Consider the following 18,264-nt stretch of genomic DNA (forward strand, 5'->3'; position numbering starts at 1 on the left):
AATAAATCCAAATATAAAATCCTGACTTTCGTCGGGATTTTTACATTTTGTAAATCCATGATGCCGGATTTTCCTTTTTTAAATCTTTATAAATCACAAAGTCTAAAACAGACTCACCGCTTAAAGGATTTGTAAAAATCTCACCAATAGATTGTTTGGTACTTACTACATCGCCTTCTTTCACATAAACCTTAGAAAGGTTTTTATATAAAGTCGTGTAATTACCATGTTTAATCATAACCATAGGGTTAGAGTTTTTTATAACCGCGATTCTGGTAACCACACCATTAAAAACAGCACGCACTTTTGCGCCTTTTTCGGTTGCTATCTTAACCCCGTTTCTATCTACAATAATAGATTTATCAATAGGCGAAGGCTGTTTCCCAAAACGAAGCGTTACGTAACCTTTTTCTACGGGCCATGGTAATTTCCCTTTATTAGACACAAAACTCGCTGCAAGCACCTTTTCTTCGGCCGTAAGGGCAAAATTTGAAGAAGAAGTAGATTTACCAGCCTTTTTATTAGATTTTGCAATAGCCTCCTTAATTATGCGATCTATCTCGGCATCAATTCTATCGGCCTCTTGTTGTTTGCGTTTAATTTGTGAAGCATAAAGACTTAAATTACTCTTTATGGTTTTCATTAGTTCACGATGTTGCAAACGTTCCACCTCCAGCGAGCGTTGCATTTCTTTATTTTCGGCAATTAATTTTTTCTTATCCTGCTGCTGTTTCAACAACTTAGTATTGGTTTCCTGTAACTCGACAGTTTTTAACTTAATGGTTTCTCCTTGTTGCTTTTGGTGGTCGGCATACTGTTTCATGTATTGCAAACGCTTATAGGCTTGTTTAAAATTAGTTGAAGACAGTAAAAACATAATACGACTTTGCTGATTTTTGCTCTTATATGACTTTACAATCATAGCTGCGTAATCTTCTTTTAAAACCTTCAATTCGTCTCTTAAATCCGTGATTTTTTTCTGATTAGAATTTATTTGACGTGTTAAATAATTGGCCTGTTGATTGGTCACTTTTATTAAGTTATCCAATACATTAATTTTGTAGTTGTAGCCTTCAATTAAAGATAACTGCGATTTCTCCTTAGATTTATTCTCGGCGCGAAGCTGATTAATTTTTTGAATTTCTCGTCGCAATTCCTGCCTGCGCGTTTCTAATTCCTTTTGCTTATTACTTTGCGCCAAAACAGTAGTGCTACTTACTAAAATAGCAAGAACTAAAAAAAGTTTATATGCTGACGTTTTATAATTCATTAAAGTTCAATTTCTTTAAACCCTGAAGGTATTCTAAACGGAAATCTTAAATCTTCATTAAGGGTTACATTTTTAAACTCCAGATTTATAATTAATTCTTCGTTTGCCTCTACCGCAAATACTTTAATGTTTTCTGGTAGTAACTGCTGACTTACTTTTTGATATGACAAATAATCAACTTGTAAAAGCCTGTTTTCTTCTGGCTGCGCTATTTGCTGCGATTTCACTTTAAAGTTTACAGGATTTAAAAGAAAGAAAATTTCAAATAGTTCAAGTTGTTTCTTAGGCTGAACCACATAAATATTATCACTAACTTCAGAAGTATATTCTCCTTCTATTAAATTATAAATTGTTTCACCGTATAGTAAATTCTGAACTCTTTCAAAATTTAATTCGGTACCTAAAAGCGCACTTAAATAGGTAAAGTCGCCTTCAAAAAAGGTGTTATCTAATTTATTGTAAAAACTTACTTTTTCGGGTGTTATTAAAACTTTAACCACAGAAAAAGCAGCACTCATCCAAATGGTTTTATCCTTTTCAGCACGAAAACTTACGGAATGTGTTTGCGATTTATCCCCCTCCTGATAATTTATTCTAAGCTTAGCCTGAAGCGTTTTAAATTGAGCAGCCTGCTTGGTATTTTCTTTAATGAGCTGGCGCGTAGAAAGCCTTAAATTGGCATCGGATCCGTTTACACGTTTTGAAGACTTACAATTAAACATCAAACCTAACACTACGGTTAGGATGATATATTTAAGGTTGTTCATTTAATTTGAGTTTTCTAATTGTTTGGCTTTATCACTAAACGCTTTTGCTTTTGCCGTATTGTTTAACAAGGTGTGTGCCTTACTTAACTGATTGTAAAAATCGCGCTCCATATTCGTATCATCGATAATATAATCCAACCCCATTTCTAAGCTGGTTAAAGCCTTTTTTGGACTATTTAATTCGTTTAAGGCAACCCCATTAACTAAATAAAATAAGGGTTGTGAAGGGTATTTTTGAAGCACTTCACTACTTTTTTGTTCGGCTTTAGTATACTGTTGCAAATCTATATAAAGTAATAACACATTACGAATTACATTAAAATTTTCTGAGTTTATTTTTAACGATGCCTCAAAATATTCTAAAGCTTTGGGTTTATTTTTTTTAGACAAATAATATTGCCCTAATTCTTCGAGAGTTTTACTATTGTTTGTATCGCCAACCAAGGCTGTCGCCTCAACTAAATCATTTTCATATTCTGGATTTTCGCCTACAAAATGAACAAAATCGGTTAACACTTTAAGTTTAGCTTCGGGTTTTATTTCGCTACTTTTAATTACAATTTTCATTGACTCAATAGCCTTTTCAGCATTATCATCGTCGAGGTAAAATTTGTACAAAGCTAAATGTACCAATTGCGAATTGGGGTTAACCTTTAACAGTTCTTTGGCTGTTTCAAAAGCTTTTTCTTTTTCGTTATTCTCGCTATAGCGGAATATTAAAGCCAGATAATTTGCTTCGCGATCAGGGTCGTTTTCTACGCGCTCTTCCAAATTTTTAATCTGATCCTTTTTCTTTCCTGTGGCACTGTAAATTTGATTGCGCATGACATCACGTCTTGGCGAAATACCTAATTCGGCATCTAATTCATCTAAAATTTTAAGCGCTTCTTTGTAATCTTTATTTCGAACATATAAGGACGCAAGATCTTCTTTATAATCGGTATGATATTTTACAAGCTGCTTAACGGTTTTAATGGCCTTATCGTAATCATTCTGAACTATATAATACCCGTATAATTCATCTAAAAACCACTCATTATCGGGGTCTTTACTTACGGCTTTTTTTAAAGCGTCTTCGGCAGCGCCAAAATTTTTAAGCTTCATATAATTTTTACCTAGCTCGAAATACAGTACAGGCACTGAATTGTCGATATCGACACACTTAAGTAAGGCCTCAATCGAACGATCATAATTTTCGATGCTTTTCTGCTTTAAAGCCTCATAAAAGAATTCTTGAAATTTATCTTCAACATTACCCAAATCGTCGTCCGGTCTTTTATTAAAATCAACCTGCCCATAATACATCTCGGGAAGTAAAAAAACTCCTAAAACAATTATTATACGTTTTATGTATTTAAAAGTGTTAAACATTAAGGGTTGTTTTAATAAATCTTATTCCGCTCTATTGTCTGGACACAGCTATTCCAACACCGAATAGTCGCCTATACTTATACTTGTAAAGTTTCCATTATATTTCACATGGTTGCCAATCATTGCATCGTCTAAATTAGCATTTTTTATGCTTGTATGGTTTTGAATTAAACTATTTTTAATGATTGAATTATCAATAACACAATCATTTCCTATAGAAACATTAGGACCAATAATAGTATCGGTTAAAACCACATTTTCTCCAATATAGCAAGGCTGAATAATTTCGGCATTGTCCAAAGTCACCGAAGAAGCAATCATTTGTTCTTTATTATCATCTTGTAAAAACTGAAGCATTTTGCCATTGGTTTCTACGGTAATGGCTTTATTACCACAATCCATCCATTCATCAACTGTTCCTGTTTTAAATACTTTACCTTCAGCCATCATGCGCTTAATACCATCATTTATCTGATATTCACCTCCATTGGTAACGTTTTCATCTAAAACTTGTTGTAATTTCTCTTTTAATACAGCTACATCTTTAAAATAATAAATTCCTATTACAGCCTGATTACTAACAAAAGTTTGTGGTTTTTCAACCAATTCTACAATCTCTTCATTTTCATTTATTTTCACTACACCATAGGCTTCGGGATTATCGACCGTTTTGGTCCAAATCACACTATCGGCGTTTGGATCTAAATCAAATTCGGCACGAATTAAAGTATCGGCATAAGCAATAACCGCAGGCCCTGAAAGTGATGGTTTGGCACACATAATAGCATGTCCGGTGCCTAAAGGTTGATCTTGACGGTAAATAGACGCTTTTGCTCCTAAACCCTCGGCAAGCTCTTTCAGGCTTTGTACAACATCGTCACCAAACCAAGCGGGATCACCTAAAACAAAAGCGATTTCTTCTATAGGTTGTTTTAAAACTTTTGCTATATCTTTTACTAATCGATGTACAATAGGCTGACCAGCCACTGGAATTAATGGTTTAGGAACCGTTAAACTATGTGGACGTAATCGAGAGCCTCGACCCGCCATTGGTACTATAATTTTCATATTTTATGCCCACAAAAATGGGTAACTTTTAAACGTTAATCTCTAATTTTATCATGAGGTTCCTGCTTACGCAGGAATTTATTTTACACCAGTACTACCAAAACCACCTTCTCCTCTGTCGGTTTCCGAAAGTTCCTCTACTGGAACCCATTCGGCACGTTCGTGTTTAGCAATAACCAGCTGAGCAATACGTTCGCCATTATTAATAACGAATTCTTCGTTTGATAAATTGACTAGAATAACACCAATTTCACCACGGTAATCAGCATCTACTGTTCCAGGAGCATTTAATACTGTTATTCCCTTTTTTGCTGCCAGACCACTTCTGGGACGCACCTGGGCTTCGTAGCCAATAGGTAATTCGATAAATAATCCTGTTCCTACAATACTACGCTCTAAAGGTTTTAAAACTCTAGACTCGGATAAATTAGCACGTAAATCCATACCTGCAGAAGCCATGGTTTCGTAATGCGGTAAGTCGTGACTCGATTTATTAATAATCTTTATTTGCATATTATTTTTTTAAAAGCTGTTTGATTTGTTTTTTTTCTGAAAAGTAAATGATGGTCAAAAATACAACTAACATTAAAATTCCTATACCATATACGCCTCTAAATTCGTAAAAAGATAATAAAGAGAAGCTTATGGAAACAATTAAGTATAAGCCTATCTTTTTTAGATTATAAGGTATCGGATAATATTTTCTTCCATAGCTATAAGACAAAACCATCATAACAAAATAGGCACTTAATGTTGCTATTGCAGAAGCTTTATACCCCATTTCTTTGATAAAAATAATATTTATACCTAAGGTAACCAATGCGCCAGCTATAGAAATATATGCCCCGAATTTGGTTCTGTCTGTAATTTTATACCAAACTGATAAATTATGATAAATACCTAAAAAGAAATTTGCCATTAAAACAATAGGCACTATCCACATAGCTTCCCAATAAGCTTCACTGCGAACAATAATTACTTTTAATACATCTGCAAAGACTACAACACCTAATAAAATTATTGATCCGAAAGCGACAAAAAACTCTAAAATTCTGGCATAATTGTCTTTGGCATTATGTGCTTTTGCCTGACTGAAAAAGAAAGGTTCAATTCCTAATCTATAAGCGGTAGCAAAAAGCGTCATAAATAAGGCCAATTTGTAACATGCAGAATACATACCAATTTGCGTGTCGGCAATATTTTCGGGTAACAATTCTTTCAGTAATATTCTATCAAAAGTTTCATTTATAGAAAAAGCAATACCCGCTACTAATACGGGAAGTCCATAGGTAATCATTTGCTTCCACAACTTAGAATTAAAGTTAAACGAAATCTTTGTGTAAAAAGGAAGCATTAGCCCAAGTGTAACAGCACTAGCAACGAGATTAGCAATAAAAATGTAACTAATTTCAAAGTTAGGTTTATAAATGGTTTCAAAAATTGACAGTTTGAGTGACAATGGCTTTAATGCCAATAAGAAAAATAAATTGAGCCCTAAATTAATAGCTACATTTAAAATTTTTATAACCGCATAACGCATTGGTCGTTGTGTTGCTCTCAACCAGGCAAAAGGAATTATAACCAAAGCGTCCAATAGTAAAATCCAAATTACCAGATTGATATATTTAACATCAATATCTGTTAATGAAGCAATTTGATTTTGAAAAACTATTGCTAATACAAAAAAACTTACCGAAGATATTATTAATGAAATTACTGCAGTACCAATAACTTGATCCTTATCATCTTCTTTGTGGAAAAACCTAAAAAATGCCGTTTCCATACCATAAGCAAGAATCACGTTGAAAATAACAAACCAAGAGAATATAACATTTACCTCTCCATATTCTGCTACAGACGAGAGCACCCCTTCTGTGGTATACAAAGGCACGAGTAGAAAGCTAAGCATTCGGGGAAGTACTGTAGCCAATCCGTATATAAAGGTTTGTTTAAATAATGTTTTAAGTCCGCCCAAACGCCAATATAATTTATCGCTAAAAATACGGTTTTACATAATGTTAACCAAAGAATCACTAGTGAATAAAACTTAACGTTTTATCACATTTTCATATTTTAAAAACAACACCTCTTCATGCGCTTTATAGCTAATTATACATTCGTTTTCTTTTAAATTGTAGGTGGAAGTTTTAGGAATTTTAGGTACCGTATTACCAAATTCGGCATTCGGTTTATTACTCATTATAATATCCTCTTTATGTACAGTATCTAACTTTAAATAACCAACATACAACGTATCATTTATTGCTCGCAAGTCAGCTTGTTTTCCGCGAAAAAAAACGTCATTTAAAATTACATGATCTTTTTTATGCTTAATAACCACATAAACATTCACACCATTATCACTTTGAGAATCCTGATAATAAATTTCTGAAATTTCCATGGACTTCTTATTTGTTTCCGATGATTTTGCCGTTGCGCACTGACATAGAGTTAAAACCGACACGGGTATTAACATAATATAAGTTGCAATGTATTTTATTAGATTCATGTTATTGAATTTAGGTAACCTAAAGATACTATTTCAAAAGTAATGCCATAAAAAAAGCCTCATAATAAATGAGGCCTTATGTGCTAAAAATTTATGCTTCTCCTTGAATATAAACCGTTAAAGGAATATAGCCTTTCTGATCTCTAAATTCTGCCTCTGGTACATCTATTTTAAATTGATGTGACCCAGCTTTTAAATCCCCTAAATCATAAATTCGAATAGGTATTTTATTTCCAGGACACCAGTTATTCCAACTAGCCCAACTTTCATCACTTTTTGGTTTTCTACCATAAATTCCATTTCCTTGAGTATTTAAGGCTCTATAAGGTTCGCAGCTTTCACCTCCAGGCGTATATCTGACCAATTCCTGTGTATCAAAATACAAGATGTGTTCTCTTCTTTTATATTCCTCGCCTCCTCTATTGGCTCCATGATTGGAACTGATTACATATAACTTCGCATGTTTGATATTTTTATCTAAGGTAAAATCCTTAATCTTTATGGTTTCACCTTCCACATCAGTGGCTTTATAATTATTTAACTTTTCTTGAGAATACAGCTTAACGAATTTCTGATTGTTATTCTGATATTTTTTAGTTGAAGAAATTAGTTTAATACTTCCGCCATAGATATCACCTCTACCTTCACAGCCTGGCACTTCCTTTTGAGCCGCATATGGCACGCCAAACAAATTAAACTGTAACCAAAAATCGTATTTTGCTCTTAAAGTTTTATTGTTTAACAGTTTAGCAACATTGTTGATTTCGAACAGATAATCGACGCTATCAGGTAATTTATTTTTATTCATAAACGGCGTTATGTATCGAGCAATTTCCTGAGTTAAAACTACGTTCTCTTTAGCATATGCTTTATCTTTTTTTACAAAAGCAATCGCAACGTGTCCCAATCTATCGTAATTATCACATCGCGCATGAAGTGTAACTTGTAAGTTTAATTTATCGCTAATCGCATTTAAATCTTCTTCAGTTAGCTTCTTAATATAATTGGAGTTATTGATGCGGATTACACCCGCCGGAACAGGCTCATCTACAGTTTTTCCGTAGCCATCATAGAATATGATATGATCATATATTAATCGCTCTGTTGGTACAATTTCCTGATTAATGGATTTACACCCCATAAGGGTTATTAAGAATAAAAAAAGAATACTGTTTTTCATTATTTTGGGTTTCATTTGTGAGCCGAAAGTATAAAAAACAACAAGTAGGCTAAACTTTTTAATATAGATTTAGCATTTCATATTGAAGCTAAAAAAACCTTCCTAAATTAAGAAGGTTTTTATGAGATTACTATTGCTTTATTATACGCTTATTTATTGTTCCAAACTCAGTTTTAATCCTGGCGATATAAATTCCAGAACTTAATTCTTCAATATTGAAATTAGTAGTTTGTAAAGTTTTTAAAAGTTGTCCATTTAAATTATAAATTTCAACAACTAATTGACTCATATCCTTAATCCCAACTAATTCTACTTCTCCTGAAGTAGTTGGATTTGGAAATACCTTAACGGAATTTACTATTGCTTCTTGATCATTAACACTTAAAGTATTCATACTGTAAACAAAATTATCAAAGTCACAAGAATAATGGTTTAAATTACCATCCAAAATAGTAAAAGTAACAGATTTAACTCCAGCTCAATTTAACGTATGATCTTGTTCGATATTCCCTGTAAAATTATAAAGATCGCCTTTATCTGATTCTACTTGAAAATTTCGGTCTTGCAAATAGGGTCCTACATGAAATGAAATAAAGTTCCAGATTTCAGAATTACTTGAACTACATGTGGCTGATGAAAACTGTTCATTATTACTTATGAATATTACTCCGTTATTTAGTGGTGTCCAACCACTAAAAGTAAATCCGGGTTCTGAAGCTCCTGATGAAAAGGTCATGGTCTGATTTTGACCAAAAGATAAAACGCTGAAAAATATAAGCGTAAAACAAAATGTAAAAGTATATTTCATAGTATAAGTAGGTTGATTCACCACAAAACTACCAACACCTTGTTAATATTTAATCACTTATACTTATATATAACTAATAAAAAAATGCCTTCCATATCGATGAAAGGCATTTTTGATTTTATATCTTACAAATAAAACTTTATTCTAATTATTTAAAGCTTCAGCGCCACCAACAATTTCTAAGATTTCGTTAGTAATTGCCGCTTGGCGTGCTTTATTATAAGTAAGTGTAAGCTGATCTTTTAATTCTTTAGCATTATCTGTTGCTTTATGCATAGCCGTCATACGTGCCCCGTGCTCTGAAGCAAACGAGTCTCTAATGCCTTTATAAAGTTGCGTTTTTAGAGATTTCGGAATTAATTCTTCAATAATTTCAACCTTTGATGGCTCGAATAAATAATCTAAATTAACTGAACTATCTGATTGAACTGGAACAATTGGCAAAAATTGTTCTGTCATAACGATTTGAGTCGCTGCATTTTTAAATTTATTGTAAACGATTTCAATTTTATCGAATTCGCCTGCAACAAATTTATCCATCAGTAATTGAGCAATTTCAGAAACGTTATCGAAAGTAAGGTCATCAAAAACACCACTTTCGTTTGCAATTACTCTCCCTGTTTTTTTAAAGGCATCGTTAGCCTTTTTACCAATTACTAAATAAGATACTTCCTGATTTGCATACGTTTCAGTAGTTAACTTATTTACAGCTTTAATGATATTAGAATTAAATGCACCACACAACCCTCTATTTGAAGTAACAGCAACGATTAAAACTTTATTTACCTCACGTTGTGCAGAAAATTTACTTCCTGTACTTTCATCCATAGTAGCACTTAAGCTTTGTAAAAGCTCGGTTAATTTATCTGCATACGGACGCATAGCTGTAATTGCATCTTGAGCCTTCTTTAATTTTGCAGCCGATACCATTTTCATGGCACTGGTAATCTGCATGGTTGAAGACACCGATGTAATTCTACTACGTATTTCTTTTAAATTTGCCATAGTTCAAATTATGAATTATGAATTATAAATTATGAATTCTTAATAATTGAAACCAAAAGTTTTATAAGTACTTCACAATCCTCTCTAAGTTTTGAAGGAACAGCATGAATGCTTGTTTCCTCTATAACATCAAACCAAAAAGATGTTTCATCTGCCTCTTTGAGAGCAATTCCCAATTTATTTTTAAAATCTTTTGTACTTACGCCTCTTTGAGATTCTCTCACATTGGCACCAATGCTAGTTCCTGATTTAACCAATTGATTAGCTATTTCAAACAAGCGTTTTTCTTTAAGTTCTTCAGAATAAAGAACAATATCACAAGCAAAATAAAAACTTTTGTCTACTATGATATTACCTGTTTCTTTAAAACTCATTCTGAATTCTTAATTCCTAATTCAGAATTAGCTATTATATTTTCCTGATAAATCTTTTGCTACAGTAGCTAATGTATCTGTAACTTCATCAGTTAATTTACCCGCTTTTAAAGTGGCTAAAACATCGCTGTGTTTCGCTTTTAAGAACTCTAAATAATCTCTTTCGAATTCTTTCACTTTTTCTACTGGTACGTCTTTTAATAAGTTTTTAGAACCAGCGTAGATAATGGCTACCTGATCTTCTACAGTAAACGGATCGTTTTGAGCTTGCTTTAAGATCTCTACGTTACGCTTACCTTTTTCAATCACATTTAAAGTAACAGCATCTAAATCTGAACCAAACTTCGCGAAAGCTTCTAACTCACGGAACTGTGCTTGGTCTAATTTTAATGTACCAGATACTTTCTTCATTGATTTAATCTGTGCATTACCACCAACACGAGATACCGAAATACCAACGTTAATTGCTGGGCGAACACCAGAGTTAAATAAATCACCATCTAAGAATATCTGTCCGTCGGTAATCGAAATTACGTTAGTTGGGATATAAGCCGATACGTCTCCTGCTTGTGTTTCGATAATAGGTAAAGCTGTTAACGAACCACCACCTTTTACGATTGGCTTTAATGAATCTGGTAAATCGTTCATTCCTTTAGCAATATCATCATCGTTAATGATTTTTGCAGAACGCTCTAATAAACGAGAGTGTAAGTAGAAAACGTCTCCAGGGTACGCCTCACGTCCTGGAGGACGACGTAATAATAAAGAAACCTCACGGTAAGCAACAGCTTGCTTAGATAAATCGTCGAATACAATTAAAGCAGGACGACCAGTATCTCTAAAATACTCCCCAATTGCAGCACCAGCCATAGGAGCATATACCTGCATTGGAGCTGGATCTGAAGCGTTTGCAGCAACGATTGTTGTATAAGCTAAAGCACCTTTTTCTTCTAATGTTTTTGCAATGTTTGCTACAGTAGACGCTTTTTGTCCTACAGCAACATATATACAGTATACTGGGTTACCAGCATCGTAAAATTCTTTTTGATTTAAGATCGCATCGATACAAACCGTTGTTTTACCTGTTTGACGGTCTCCAATTACCAACTCACGTTGTCCTCTACCTACAGGAATCATGGCATCGATAGACTTGATACCCGTTTGTAATGGTTCAGTTACAGGCTCACGGAATACAACACCCGGCGCCTTACGCTCTAACGGCATTTGATATGTTTCTCCAGCAATATCTCCTTTACCGTCGATTGGATTACCTAAAGTATCTACAACACGACCAACAATACCCTCACCTACGTTGATAGAAGCAATACGTCCAGTACGTTTTACTGTAGAACCTTCACTAACTCCTACTGAAGGGCCTAACAATACGATCCCTACATTATCTTCTTCAAGGTTTAATACGATTCCTTCTAATCCGCCCTCAAACTCTACTAATTCACCGTACTGTGCATTTGAAAGTCCGTATGCACGTACAATACCATCACCAACGGTTAATACAGTTCCTACTTCGTCTAGTGAAGCGCCTGCTTCAAAACCTGAAAGTTGTTGTTTTAAGATTGCTGATATTTCAGCTGGTTTAACTTCTGCCATCTTTATCAATTTTGAATTCAGAATTCAGAATCCTGAATTATTTTAGTTTAATGTAAATTCTCTTTTTAACTTGTTTAATTTATTTGCGACACTTGCATCGTACTGCATATCGCCAACGCGTAAAACAAAACCACCTAATATGCTTTCGTCTATTACGTTTTGAACTTCTACTTCTTTTCCTGTAAGTTCTTTTACCTTAGCTAATACTTTAGCATTTAATGCTTCTGTTAACGGTACCGCTGTGGTTACCTTAGCAATTTGAGAACCTTTTAATTGGTCGTACAAAATAGTGTATTGTTTTGCAACTTCACCAATTAAAGCAATTCTTTTATTACTAATTAAAGTGTCTACTAAATTTGCAGTTAAAGGGTTTGTGTCTTTAAACACCTCTTGAAATACCGCTTTTTTAACAGATGATCTTACGATAGGATTTTGAAGCACATCGTTTAATTCATTACTTTCTGCAATGGTATTAGCAATTAAAGCCATATCAGCGTTTACAGCCTCGGCTGCATTTTTTTCTGAAGCTAAACTTAAAACCGCTTTTGCGTAACGTACTGCTGCTCTTTCTCCTGCCATAGTGCTATTAGTTTAATGTAGCTTCTCCTATTAAAGAATCTACTAACTTTTCTTGTTTACTATTATCTGAAAGTTCTTTTCCTAAAACTTTTTCAGCAATTTCTATAGATAAACCAGCTACCTGACCTTTTAATTCAGCAATCGCAGCTTTCTTTTCGCCTTCAATGGCAGCTTGAGCTTGCTCAATAATCGCATTAGCTTGAGTTTCTGCTTCAGATTTAGCTTCCTCAATCATTTTATCCTTCATCTCACGTGCTTCCTTAAGCATCGCATCTCTTTCTGCTCTGGCCTCGTTTAATAATTTTTTATTATCAGCTTGTAGGTTTTGCATTTCTAATCTTGCTTTTTCAGCAGAATCTAATGCATTTTTAATACCATCTTCGCGCGTTTGTAGCGACTCTAAAATGGGTTTCCAGGCAAATTTTCTCATTAATACAATTAAGATTAATAAGATAATGGCTTGCATAAAAAACAACCCCGGTGAAAAATCATTTAATAACTGATCCATATGTAACTATATAATATGTTTTACTACTATTTGTTTAATTCTTTAAAAACAGTTCTGCAACCAACCGTTGCAGAATACTGTTTCTAGTTTTGTTTTTCCAGGAATTATTTTCCTAAGATTAATGCACCGAATGCTAAACCTTCTAATAAAGCTCCGATGATGATCATTGCTGTTTGGATTTTTCCAGCAGCTTCTGGCTGACGAGCAATACCTTCCATTGCTTTACCACCAATTTGACCTAAACCGATACCAGCACCGATTACGATTAATCCTGCTCCAATTAAATTGTACATACTAATTGATTTTAAATATTAATTAAACAAATTCTTATTAATGGTGGTCGTGTTCTTCAACAGCCATCCCTATAAATAACGATGATAACATCGTAAAAATAAACGCTTGTAAAAAGGCTACCAATATTTCGATAACCGAGATAAATAATGCCAATACTAATGACATTCCTGTAGATGCTACAGGACCAAACAGATCTTTCAATACAATCATTAAAGCAATTAAGCTCATAAGTACAAAGTGACCAGCTGTCATGTTTGCAAATAAACGTACTAACAGCGAGAATGGTTTAATAACTACAAAACCAATTAACTCAATTACTGCTAATAACGGACGTAATATATATGGTACTCCTGGCATCCATAAAGTGTGTGCCCAGAAATCTTTACTACCACTAAATAAATAAATCACGGCTGTAAAAATAGCTAAACATACCGTTACCGCTATTTGACCTGTTACGTTAAATCCTAGTGGTGTTAAACCTAATAAATTTAAAATCCAGATAAAGAAAAATACAGTTAATAAGAAGCCCATAAACTTTCTGTATTTTTTCTCTCCAATATTTGGACGAGCAATTTCGTCGCGAACGTAGATTACAAGTGGTTCTAATACGCGGCCAAAACCTGTTGGTATTGCGCCTTTTTTATAACCTCTGGCTAAAGCCCCAAAAGCCAACAACATTAAAAGACCAGTTAACAACATTCCGAAGACACTTTTTGTAATAGAAAAATCTAAAACTTTATGTGCGTTTTCGGCATGGTGATGATCGTCGAAAACAACTTCTTCGGCACCTGCTTCTAATTCGTAAATTTGACTGTGAATTTTTGTTAAACGTACACCATCCTTTTCAACGATAACATGACCGGCATCATCATGGTGAAATTCTGAAGACATAAAAACTCTTAAACCTTCACTTGTCCATACAATTACAGGTAACGGAAAACTAACATGCGTTCCTGTTTCGTTGTTGGTATAAAAATGAAAATCGTGAGAATCTTTTAAGTGATGCGCAATGTACTCTTTAATCTCTTCTGGTGTATCAACTTTATTTCCTCCTTCGTGATGATTTTCTTGGTGTTGGGCTCCGTCGTTAGCGAAGGCTAAAACAGAAGTCATCATTAAAACTAAAACTGCAATAAACTTGATAGATTTTGTTGCTACCGTCATATTTTTCTAACTAATGAAATTACGCTCTCTAAAATTTTGTGCAAATGTACACAATAATTTAAAAACCCAAACCATTTTTTTAGTTAGTTTTATTTCTATTAAAGAATTGTCAAATTTTATCTAAAAATTCTTTAACTATTTGTTGTTAAGCAACTTTGCGATGCAAACGGCTTCTAGGATTAAAAACAAAAATAAAGGAACAACTAAAGCCAGCTTTTCTGTCTGAGACAAAGGACCGCTTTCAAATATAGAATTCTTAAATAGAAGTACAAACAATCCTAGCTTTATGAACATTAAGGTTAAATAGGCATAACCCGCTTTATCTGGCATCATACCAGCAACACCTTCTATAGCAGCATATACAATAATAACGGCAATCGCATGAAATAAATAAACGCTCGATAACTCGAACGCCATAGACTCAACAATAAAATTACCATGAATAGTTATTCCCAAAGCAAATAATAAAGCCGAAAGAAAAACGAAAATGAGTATTCTTTTAATCATTCTTTTGATTGTTTGAAATATTTAGGACTTGCCTAATAACAGAAAACATTGCTAGAAAAACAGCTAGCAATGTTATTATTTTATAATACAACTGATCTGAATTGCCAAATTTTTGGTCTAACCACTCCCCTAATTTACTTCCTAAATAAATAGTTAAGCCCATTTGTATGGCCATGGTGGTAAACCTGACATACTTACTAAGCGGTCTTTTCGGCTGATTTTGATTGTTGTCCACTATTTATTTCTTTTACAGAACCTTTCATTAAACAGGTTACATTAAATGCTGCTCCAGGCTCAACGGCTAATTTAGCCACTGATACTTCGCCTTCAATAACTGCTGAATTTTTTAGCGTTAACGTTCCTGTTAATGCTAATTTACCAGAAAACTTTCCTTCAAAATATGCATCGGTACCTTGTAAAGTTCCTTTTACGAAACCTCCCTTACCAACAACTACTTTACCTTTGGTAGTAATATTTCCTTCAATAATACCATCTATTCTCATATCGCCTTCGCTAATGAGATCTCCAACTAATTTAGTACCTTGAGAAATAATATTTTGACTGTTAGTTCCTTCTGTCATCTTTTTTTCTTTTTTGTTTTCGGAAAACATAATTGCTATTAATTTAATTAGTATCTACGTTCAAATAATCATTTAGGTTCTTATGAATTTGAATTATTCGATAATTCGTAGACGAAATTACAAATTGGGGTTCTTTTATTTTCTTTTTATCTTCTTCTGTTAAAAGCTGCTCAAAGGTATTGGCCACTTGTTTATTGGTTAATCCATGCACAACCACAAATGTTGTTTCCGGACTGTAAACATCTATCGACGATTTTAAACTGTAATACTTAACATGACTTAACACCGTATCTAATTCTGTTTTAAATCCTTCTAATTGCTCTTTATTAGCATCATTAAACGTATAAACCACTTTATAATGATCTCTAATACTATCTTTTACAAATTCGTTATTTGCTAACAAGGGTAAAACATTAGTTTCAATGTTTTGCGCCTCCTTACCTTCTGGTTTGTTAGCATAGGTTACACTAATAAAATTAATGGCTTTACTGTATGCATCGAAACCATGTAAACGCCCGGTTGCTGTCGCCTTTAACAATTCAAATTTTGGCACAATGGCTTCACCTTCAAACCTATTTATGTAATCTTCACTTTTTGAAATAACTTCGGCATACTCTTGATTTTCGTATTTACCATACAACATTTCATATAGGTTTTCAGGACTGTTTTCATCTTCTTCTGAAACCTGTTCCGGATGACTTAAAATTGTAGCGTAACGGGTATTAGGATAATTAGCAATAATTTCATTTTTGGCTATAGCAGCTTCATCACTCGCTCCTAAAAGTTCGTAAATTTTATACAAATTATATTTTGAAGGAAGTATTAATCGCTCTTCAGGCTGGCTGTCTAAAACGTCCTGAAATTTATCCTTGGCAAGTTGATATTCTTTAAACTTCTCCTTATAAATTAACCCAAGCTGATAATAAGCGTAATTCCTGTCTTTAGAAATACTATCTATGACCTTCTGCTCGGTTGGAATTTTGGAAATATAAAACTGCGGATCATATAGTTCGTCTTCACTTGCTGTGGCAATTAAATCAGTGGTATTTACTTCGCCTGTATTCGCTGAAATTCCTGAACTGGACCAACGCCAATTATCTTCTAACGGTCTGTTACCCCAAATTTTCCTAAATTCATTTTTCCCATAAGCTACCGTTGTAGGATTGTAAAAATAAAACTCAGCTTCGCCAGGAGCTCCAACGCCTTGAAATGGTGGCATTTGTCCTGCTCCTGCATTTACCGTAGCCAATCCTTTATTGCGTTCAATCGCTTTTGCCTTTTCAGCTTCTTCTTCAGCTTTTAATTTTAATTCATCTGTAAAACTTTGAAAATACTCTAAACGCGCATCGTCCGTCATAGCAACCAAGTCTAGAATACTATCGTTGGTACGCGCAATATTTTCATAGTAAATCACATCCTTTAAATTATCGCGTTTACGCTTAATTACACGGTAAGGTTTAGAATTTAATTGCAGATTAGACAAGGTACTATCGTAATAATTTCCAGCTTCTTTATAAATAGAATTATCGAAATTTATATCGCCTAATATTTCGTAATTCCTTGCTTTTAAAAGTTTATCGTTTGTGTTGGTCCGTAAGGATTTATTATAATATTCTACAGCTAAACTTTCGGCGTTCGTATTTCTAAAATACTCTCCTTTTTGAAAATATATTTTATCCAGATAAGGACGGTTTTCTCTATTGTCTTCGAGCGCCGTAAGCAACTCTAATAAAACCGTTTTATCGCCGGTTTCATAATTGAAATTTTTAATTTTTTCGATGTGAGCACTTATCAGGTAAATTCTTGGGGTCTTTCTATTAAGTTCAATAACCTTATCGAAAGCTATATTTGCACTATCCTTGTCGCCTAAAAGATTGTACAATTGTCCTTGAATAAAACGATACCTACCTCGCTCATCATTACTTTTTGTAGCGTAAGAAGCTATATTAAGTTGGGTAATAGCACTATCTACAGACTTGGTGTTTAAGTACGCTTGTGCCAACATAGAAGTGGCGTCGGCCAAATCTTGTTTTTCTAATTCTTCCTGACTTAATAATCGTTTTAAGTTTTTTATGGCAAGCTCATTATTATCTAATCGGATATTGGTTTTTTCTCGCCAAATTTTTGCCTGATTGATTTTGTCGCTGGCCGGATATTTATATAAGATATAATTGAACGCTTCCAGAGCCGGAACAAAACGCTGATCGAAGTAACGCGCCTTGCCTAACAGTAAATAGGCTTCATCCATTTGAGGGTTTCGCTCTTTACCCTCAATATTCATACTGTGCTTTTGAATTGCTTTTACAGCCTTTTCTTCAGCCGTACCGAATAATTCATTTTTCGATTGTCCAGGAAGCACCACTTCATCGAAGACTTCCATACGTTCAATAGGTAAAATATCCCAATAATTATCGGTATAACTATCGTTAAGACTAGTTCTGCCTTGTTCTAAAGCATTATACCCGTTAAAAAGCGTATTAAATTCTGCAGTAACGGCATGAAAATTTCGACTGATAAATTTATCCTTTTTCCTAGAACAACTTACCACCAAAAGCATGGAACATGCAATTACAGAAGGTACCTTAAAATATGCTTTCAACTTTGGTATTTTTAGTCTATTTTAATAACTACAAACTTGCGCTTATATTATGCAAGTAGGTAAAAATAAACA

At 33.8% G+C, this 18,264-nt stretch carries 21 protein-coding genes; all 21 read right to left on the minus strand.

Annotated features, from left to right (window positions below):
* Positions 1–40: 40 nt before the first annotated feature.
* The 21 genes from ICJ83_RS03400 to porW all read right to left on the minus strand — a co-directional run bounded on the left by ICJ83_RS03400 (position 41) and on the right by porW (position 18,192).
* Positions 41–1,270: a murein hydrolase activator EnvC family protein gene (locus tag ICJ83_RS03400; protein ID WP_188228939.1), complete on the minus strand. Its 1,230-nt coding sequence runs from the start codon at positions 1,268–1,270 to the stop codon at positions 41–43.
* Complete coding sequence (locus ICJ83_RS03405) at positions 1,270–2,037, minus strand: DUF4292 domain-containing protein (RefSeq protein ID WP_188228940.1); 768 nt, start codon at positions 2,035–2,037, stop codon at positions 1,270–1,272. The genes ICJ83_RS03400 and ICJ83_RS03405 overlap by 1 nt, the downstream gene beginning before the upstream one ends.
* Positions 2,038–3,408 (minus strand): tetratricopeptide repeat protein, encoded by a 1,371-nt coding sequence (locus tag ICJ83_RS03410; protein ID WP_188228941.1) that lies wholly within the window; start codon positions 3,406–3,408, stop codon positions 2,038–2,040. It abuts the gene before it with no gap.
* 48 nt (positions 3,409–3,456) lie between these two features.
* Positions 3,457–4,476, minus strand: a complete 1,020-nt coding sequence (locus ICJ83_RS03415; protein WP_188228942.1) for a sugar nucleotidyltransferase — start codon at positions 4,474–4,476, stop codon at positions 3,457–3,459.
* Between the two features lie 78 nt (positions 4,477–4,554).
* On the minus strand, positions 4,555–4,989 hold the full coding sequence (gene dut / locus ICJ83_RS03420) for a dUTP diphosphatase (RefSeq protein WP_188228943.1): 435 nt from the start codon (positions 4,987–4,989) through the stop codon (positions 4,555–4,557).
* A gap of 1 nt (position 4,990) precedes the next feature.
* Positions 4,991–6,451 (minus strand): oligosaccharide flippase family protein, encoded by a 1,461-nt coding sequence (locus ICJ83_RS03425; RefSeq protein WP_188228944.1) that lies wholly within the window; start codon positions 6,449–6,451, stop codon positions 4,991–4,993.
* 72 nt (positions 6,452–6,523) lie between these two features.
* Positions 6,524–6,985: a hypothetical protein gene (locus ICJ83_RS03430; RefSeq protein WP_188228945.1), complete on the minus strand. Its 462-nt coding sequence runs from the start codon at positions 6,983–6,985 to the stop codon at positions 6,524–6,526.
* Between the two features lie 91 nt (positions 6,986–7,076).
* Entirely contained in the window at positions 7,077–8,165 is a 1,089-nt protein-coding gene (locus tag ICJ83_RS03435; protein WP_188228946.1) for a peptide-N-glycosidase F-related protein, read from the minus strand.
* A 130-nt stretch (positions 8,166–8,295) separates the two neighbouring features.
* A complete protein-coding gene (locus ICJ83_RS03440; RefSeq protein WP_188228947.1) occupies positions 8,296–8,559 on the minus strand; it encodes a T9SS type A sorting domain-containing protein in 264 nt (87 codons plus the stop codon).
* A gap of 84 nt (positions 8,560–8,643) precedes the next feature.
* Positions 8,644–8,973: a hypothetical protein gene (locus ICJ83_RS03445; RefSeq protein WP_223154578.1), complete on the minus strand. Its 330-nt coding sequence runs from the start codon at positions 8,971–8,973 to the stop codon at positions 8,644–8,646.
* A 144-nt stretch (positions 8,974–9,117) separates the two neighbouring features.
* Positions 9,118–9,978, minus strand: coding sequence for an ATP synthase F1 subunit gamma (atpG, locus tag ICJ83_RS03450; protein WP_188228949.1), 861 nt, complete (start codon positions 9,976–9,978; stop codon positions 9,118–9,120).
* A 29-nt stretch (positions 9,979–10,007) separates the two neighbouring features.
* Positions 10,008–10,352 (minus strand): four helix bundle protein, encoded by a 345-nt coding sequence (locus ICJ83_RS03455; RefSeq protein WP_188228950.1) that lies wholly within the window; start codon positions 10,350–10,352, stop codon positions 10,008–10,010.
* Between the two features lie 27 nt (positions 10,353–10,379).
* Positions 10,380–11,960, minus strand: a complete 1,581-nt coding sequence (atpA, locus tag ICJ83_RS03460) for a F0F1 ATP synthase subunit alpha (protein WP_188228951.1) — start codon at positions 11,958–11,960, stop codon at positions 10,380–10,382.
* A 42-nt stretch (positions 11,961–12,002) separates the two neighbouring features.
* On the minus strand, positions 12,003–12,539 hold the full coding sequence (gene atpH, locus ICJ83_RS03465) for an ATP synthase F1 subunit delta (protein WP_188228952.1): 537 nt from the start codon (positions 12,537–12,539) through the stop codon (positions 12,003–12,005).
* Between the two features lie 7 nt (positions 12,540–12,546).
* Complete coding sequence (locus ICJ83_RS03470; protein ID WP_188228953.1) at positions 12,547–13,047, minus strand: F0F1 ATP synthase subunit B; 501 nt, start codon at positions 13,045–13,047, stop codon at positions 12,547–12,549.
* Between the two features lie 104 nt (positions 13,048–13,151).
* Complete coding sequence (atpE, locus tag ICJ83_RS03475; RefSeq protein WP_188228954.1) at positions 13,152–13,340, minus strand: ATP synthase F0 subunit C; 189 nt, start codon at positions 13,338–13,340, stop codon at positions 13,152–13,154.
* A 37-nt stretch (positions 13,341–13,377) separates the two neighbouring features.
* Entirely contained in the window at positions 13,378–14,505 is a 1,128-nt protein-coding gene (atpB, locus tag ICJ83_RS03480; RefSeq protein ID WP_188228955.1) for a F0F1 ATP synthase subunit A, read from the minus strand.
* Between the two features lie 135 nt (positions 14,506–14,640).
* Positions 14,641–15,012: a DUF6168 family protein gene (locus ICJ83_RS03485; RefSeq protein WP_188228956.1), complete on the minus strand. Its 372-nt coding sequence runs from the start codon at positions 15,010–15,012 to the stop codon at positions 14,641–14,643.
* Positions 15,005–15,247 (minus strand): AtpZ/AtpI family protein, encoded by a 243-nt coding sequence (locus ICJ83_RS03490; RefSeq protein ID WP_317173252.1) that lies wholly within the window; start codon positions 15,245–15,247, stop codon positions 15,005–15,007. The genes ICJ83_RS03485 and ICJ83_RS03490 overlap by 8 nt, the downstream gene beginning before the upstream one ends.
* Positions 15,210–15,623 (minus strand): bactofilin family protein, encoded by a 414-nt coding sequence (locus ICJ83_RS03495; protein ID WP_188228958.1) that lies wholly within the window; start codon positions 15,621–15,623, stop codon positions 15,210–15,212. The genes ICJ83_RS03490 and ICJ83_RS03495 overlap by 38 nt, the downstream gene beginning before the upstream one ends.
* 13 nt (positions 15,624–15,636) lie before the next feature.
* Complete coding sequence (gene porW, locus ICJ83_RS03500) at positions 15,637–18,192, minus strand: type IX secretion system periplasmic lipoprotein PorW/SprE (protein WP_394354294.1); 2,556 nt, start codon at positions 18,190–18,192, stop codon at positions 15,637–15,639.
* Positions 18,193–18,264 lie beyond the last annotated feature (72 nt).

The organism is Aestuariibaculum sediminum (assembly GCF_014596945.1).
Lineage (GTDB): Bacteria > Bacteroidota > Bacteroidia > Flavobacteriales > Flavobacteriaceae > Aestuariibaculum > Aestuariibaculum sediminum.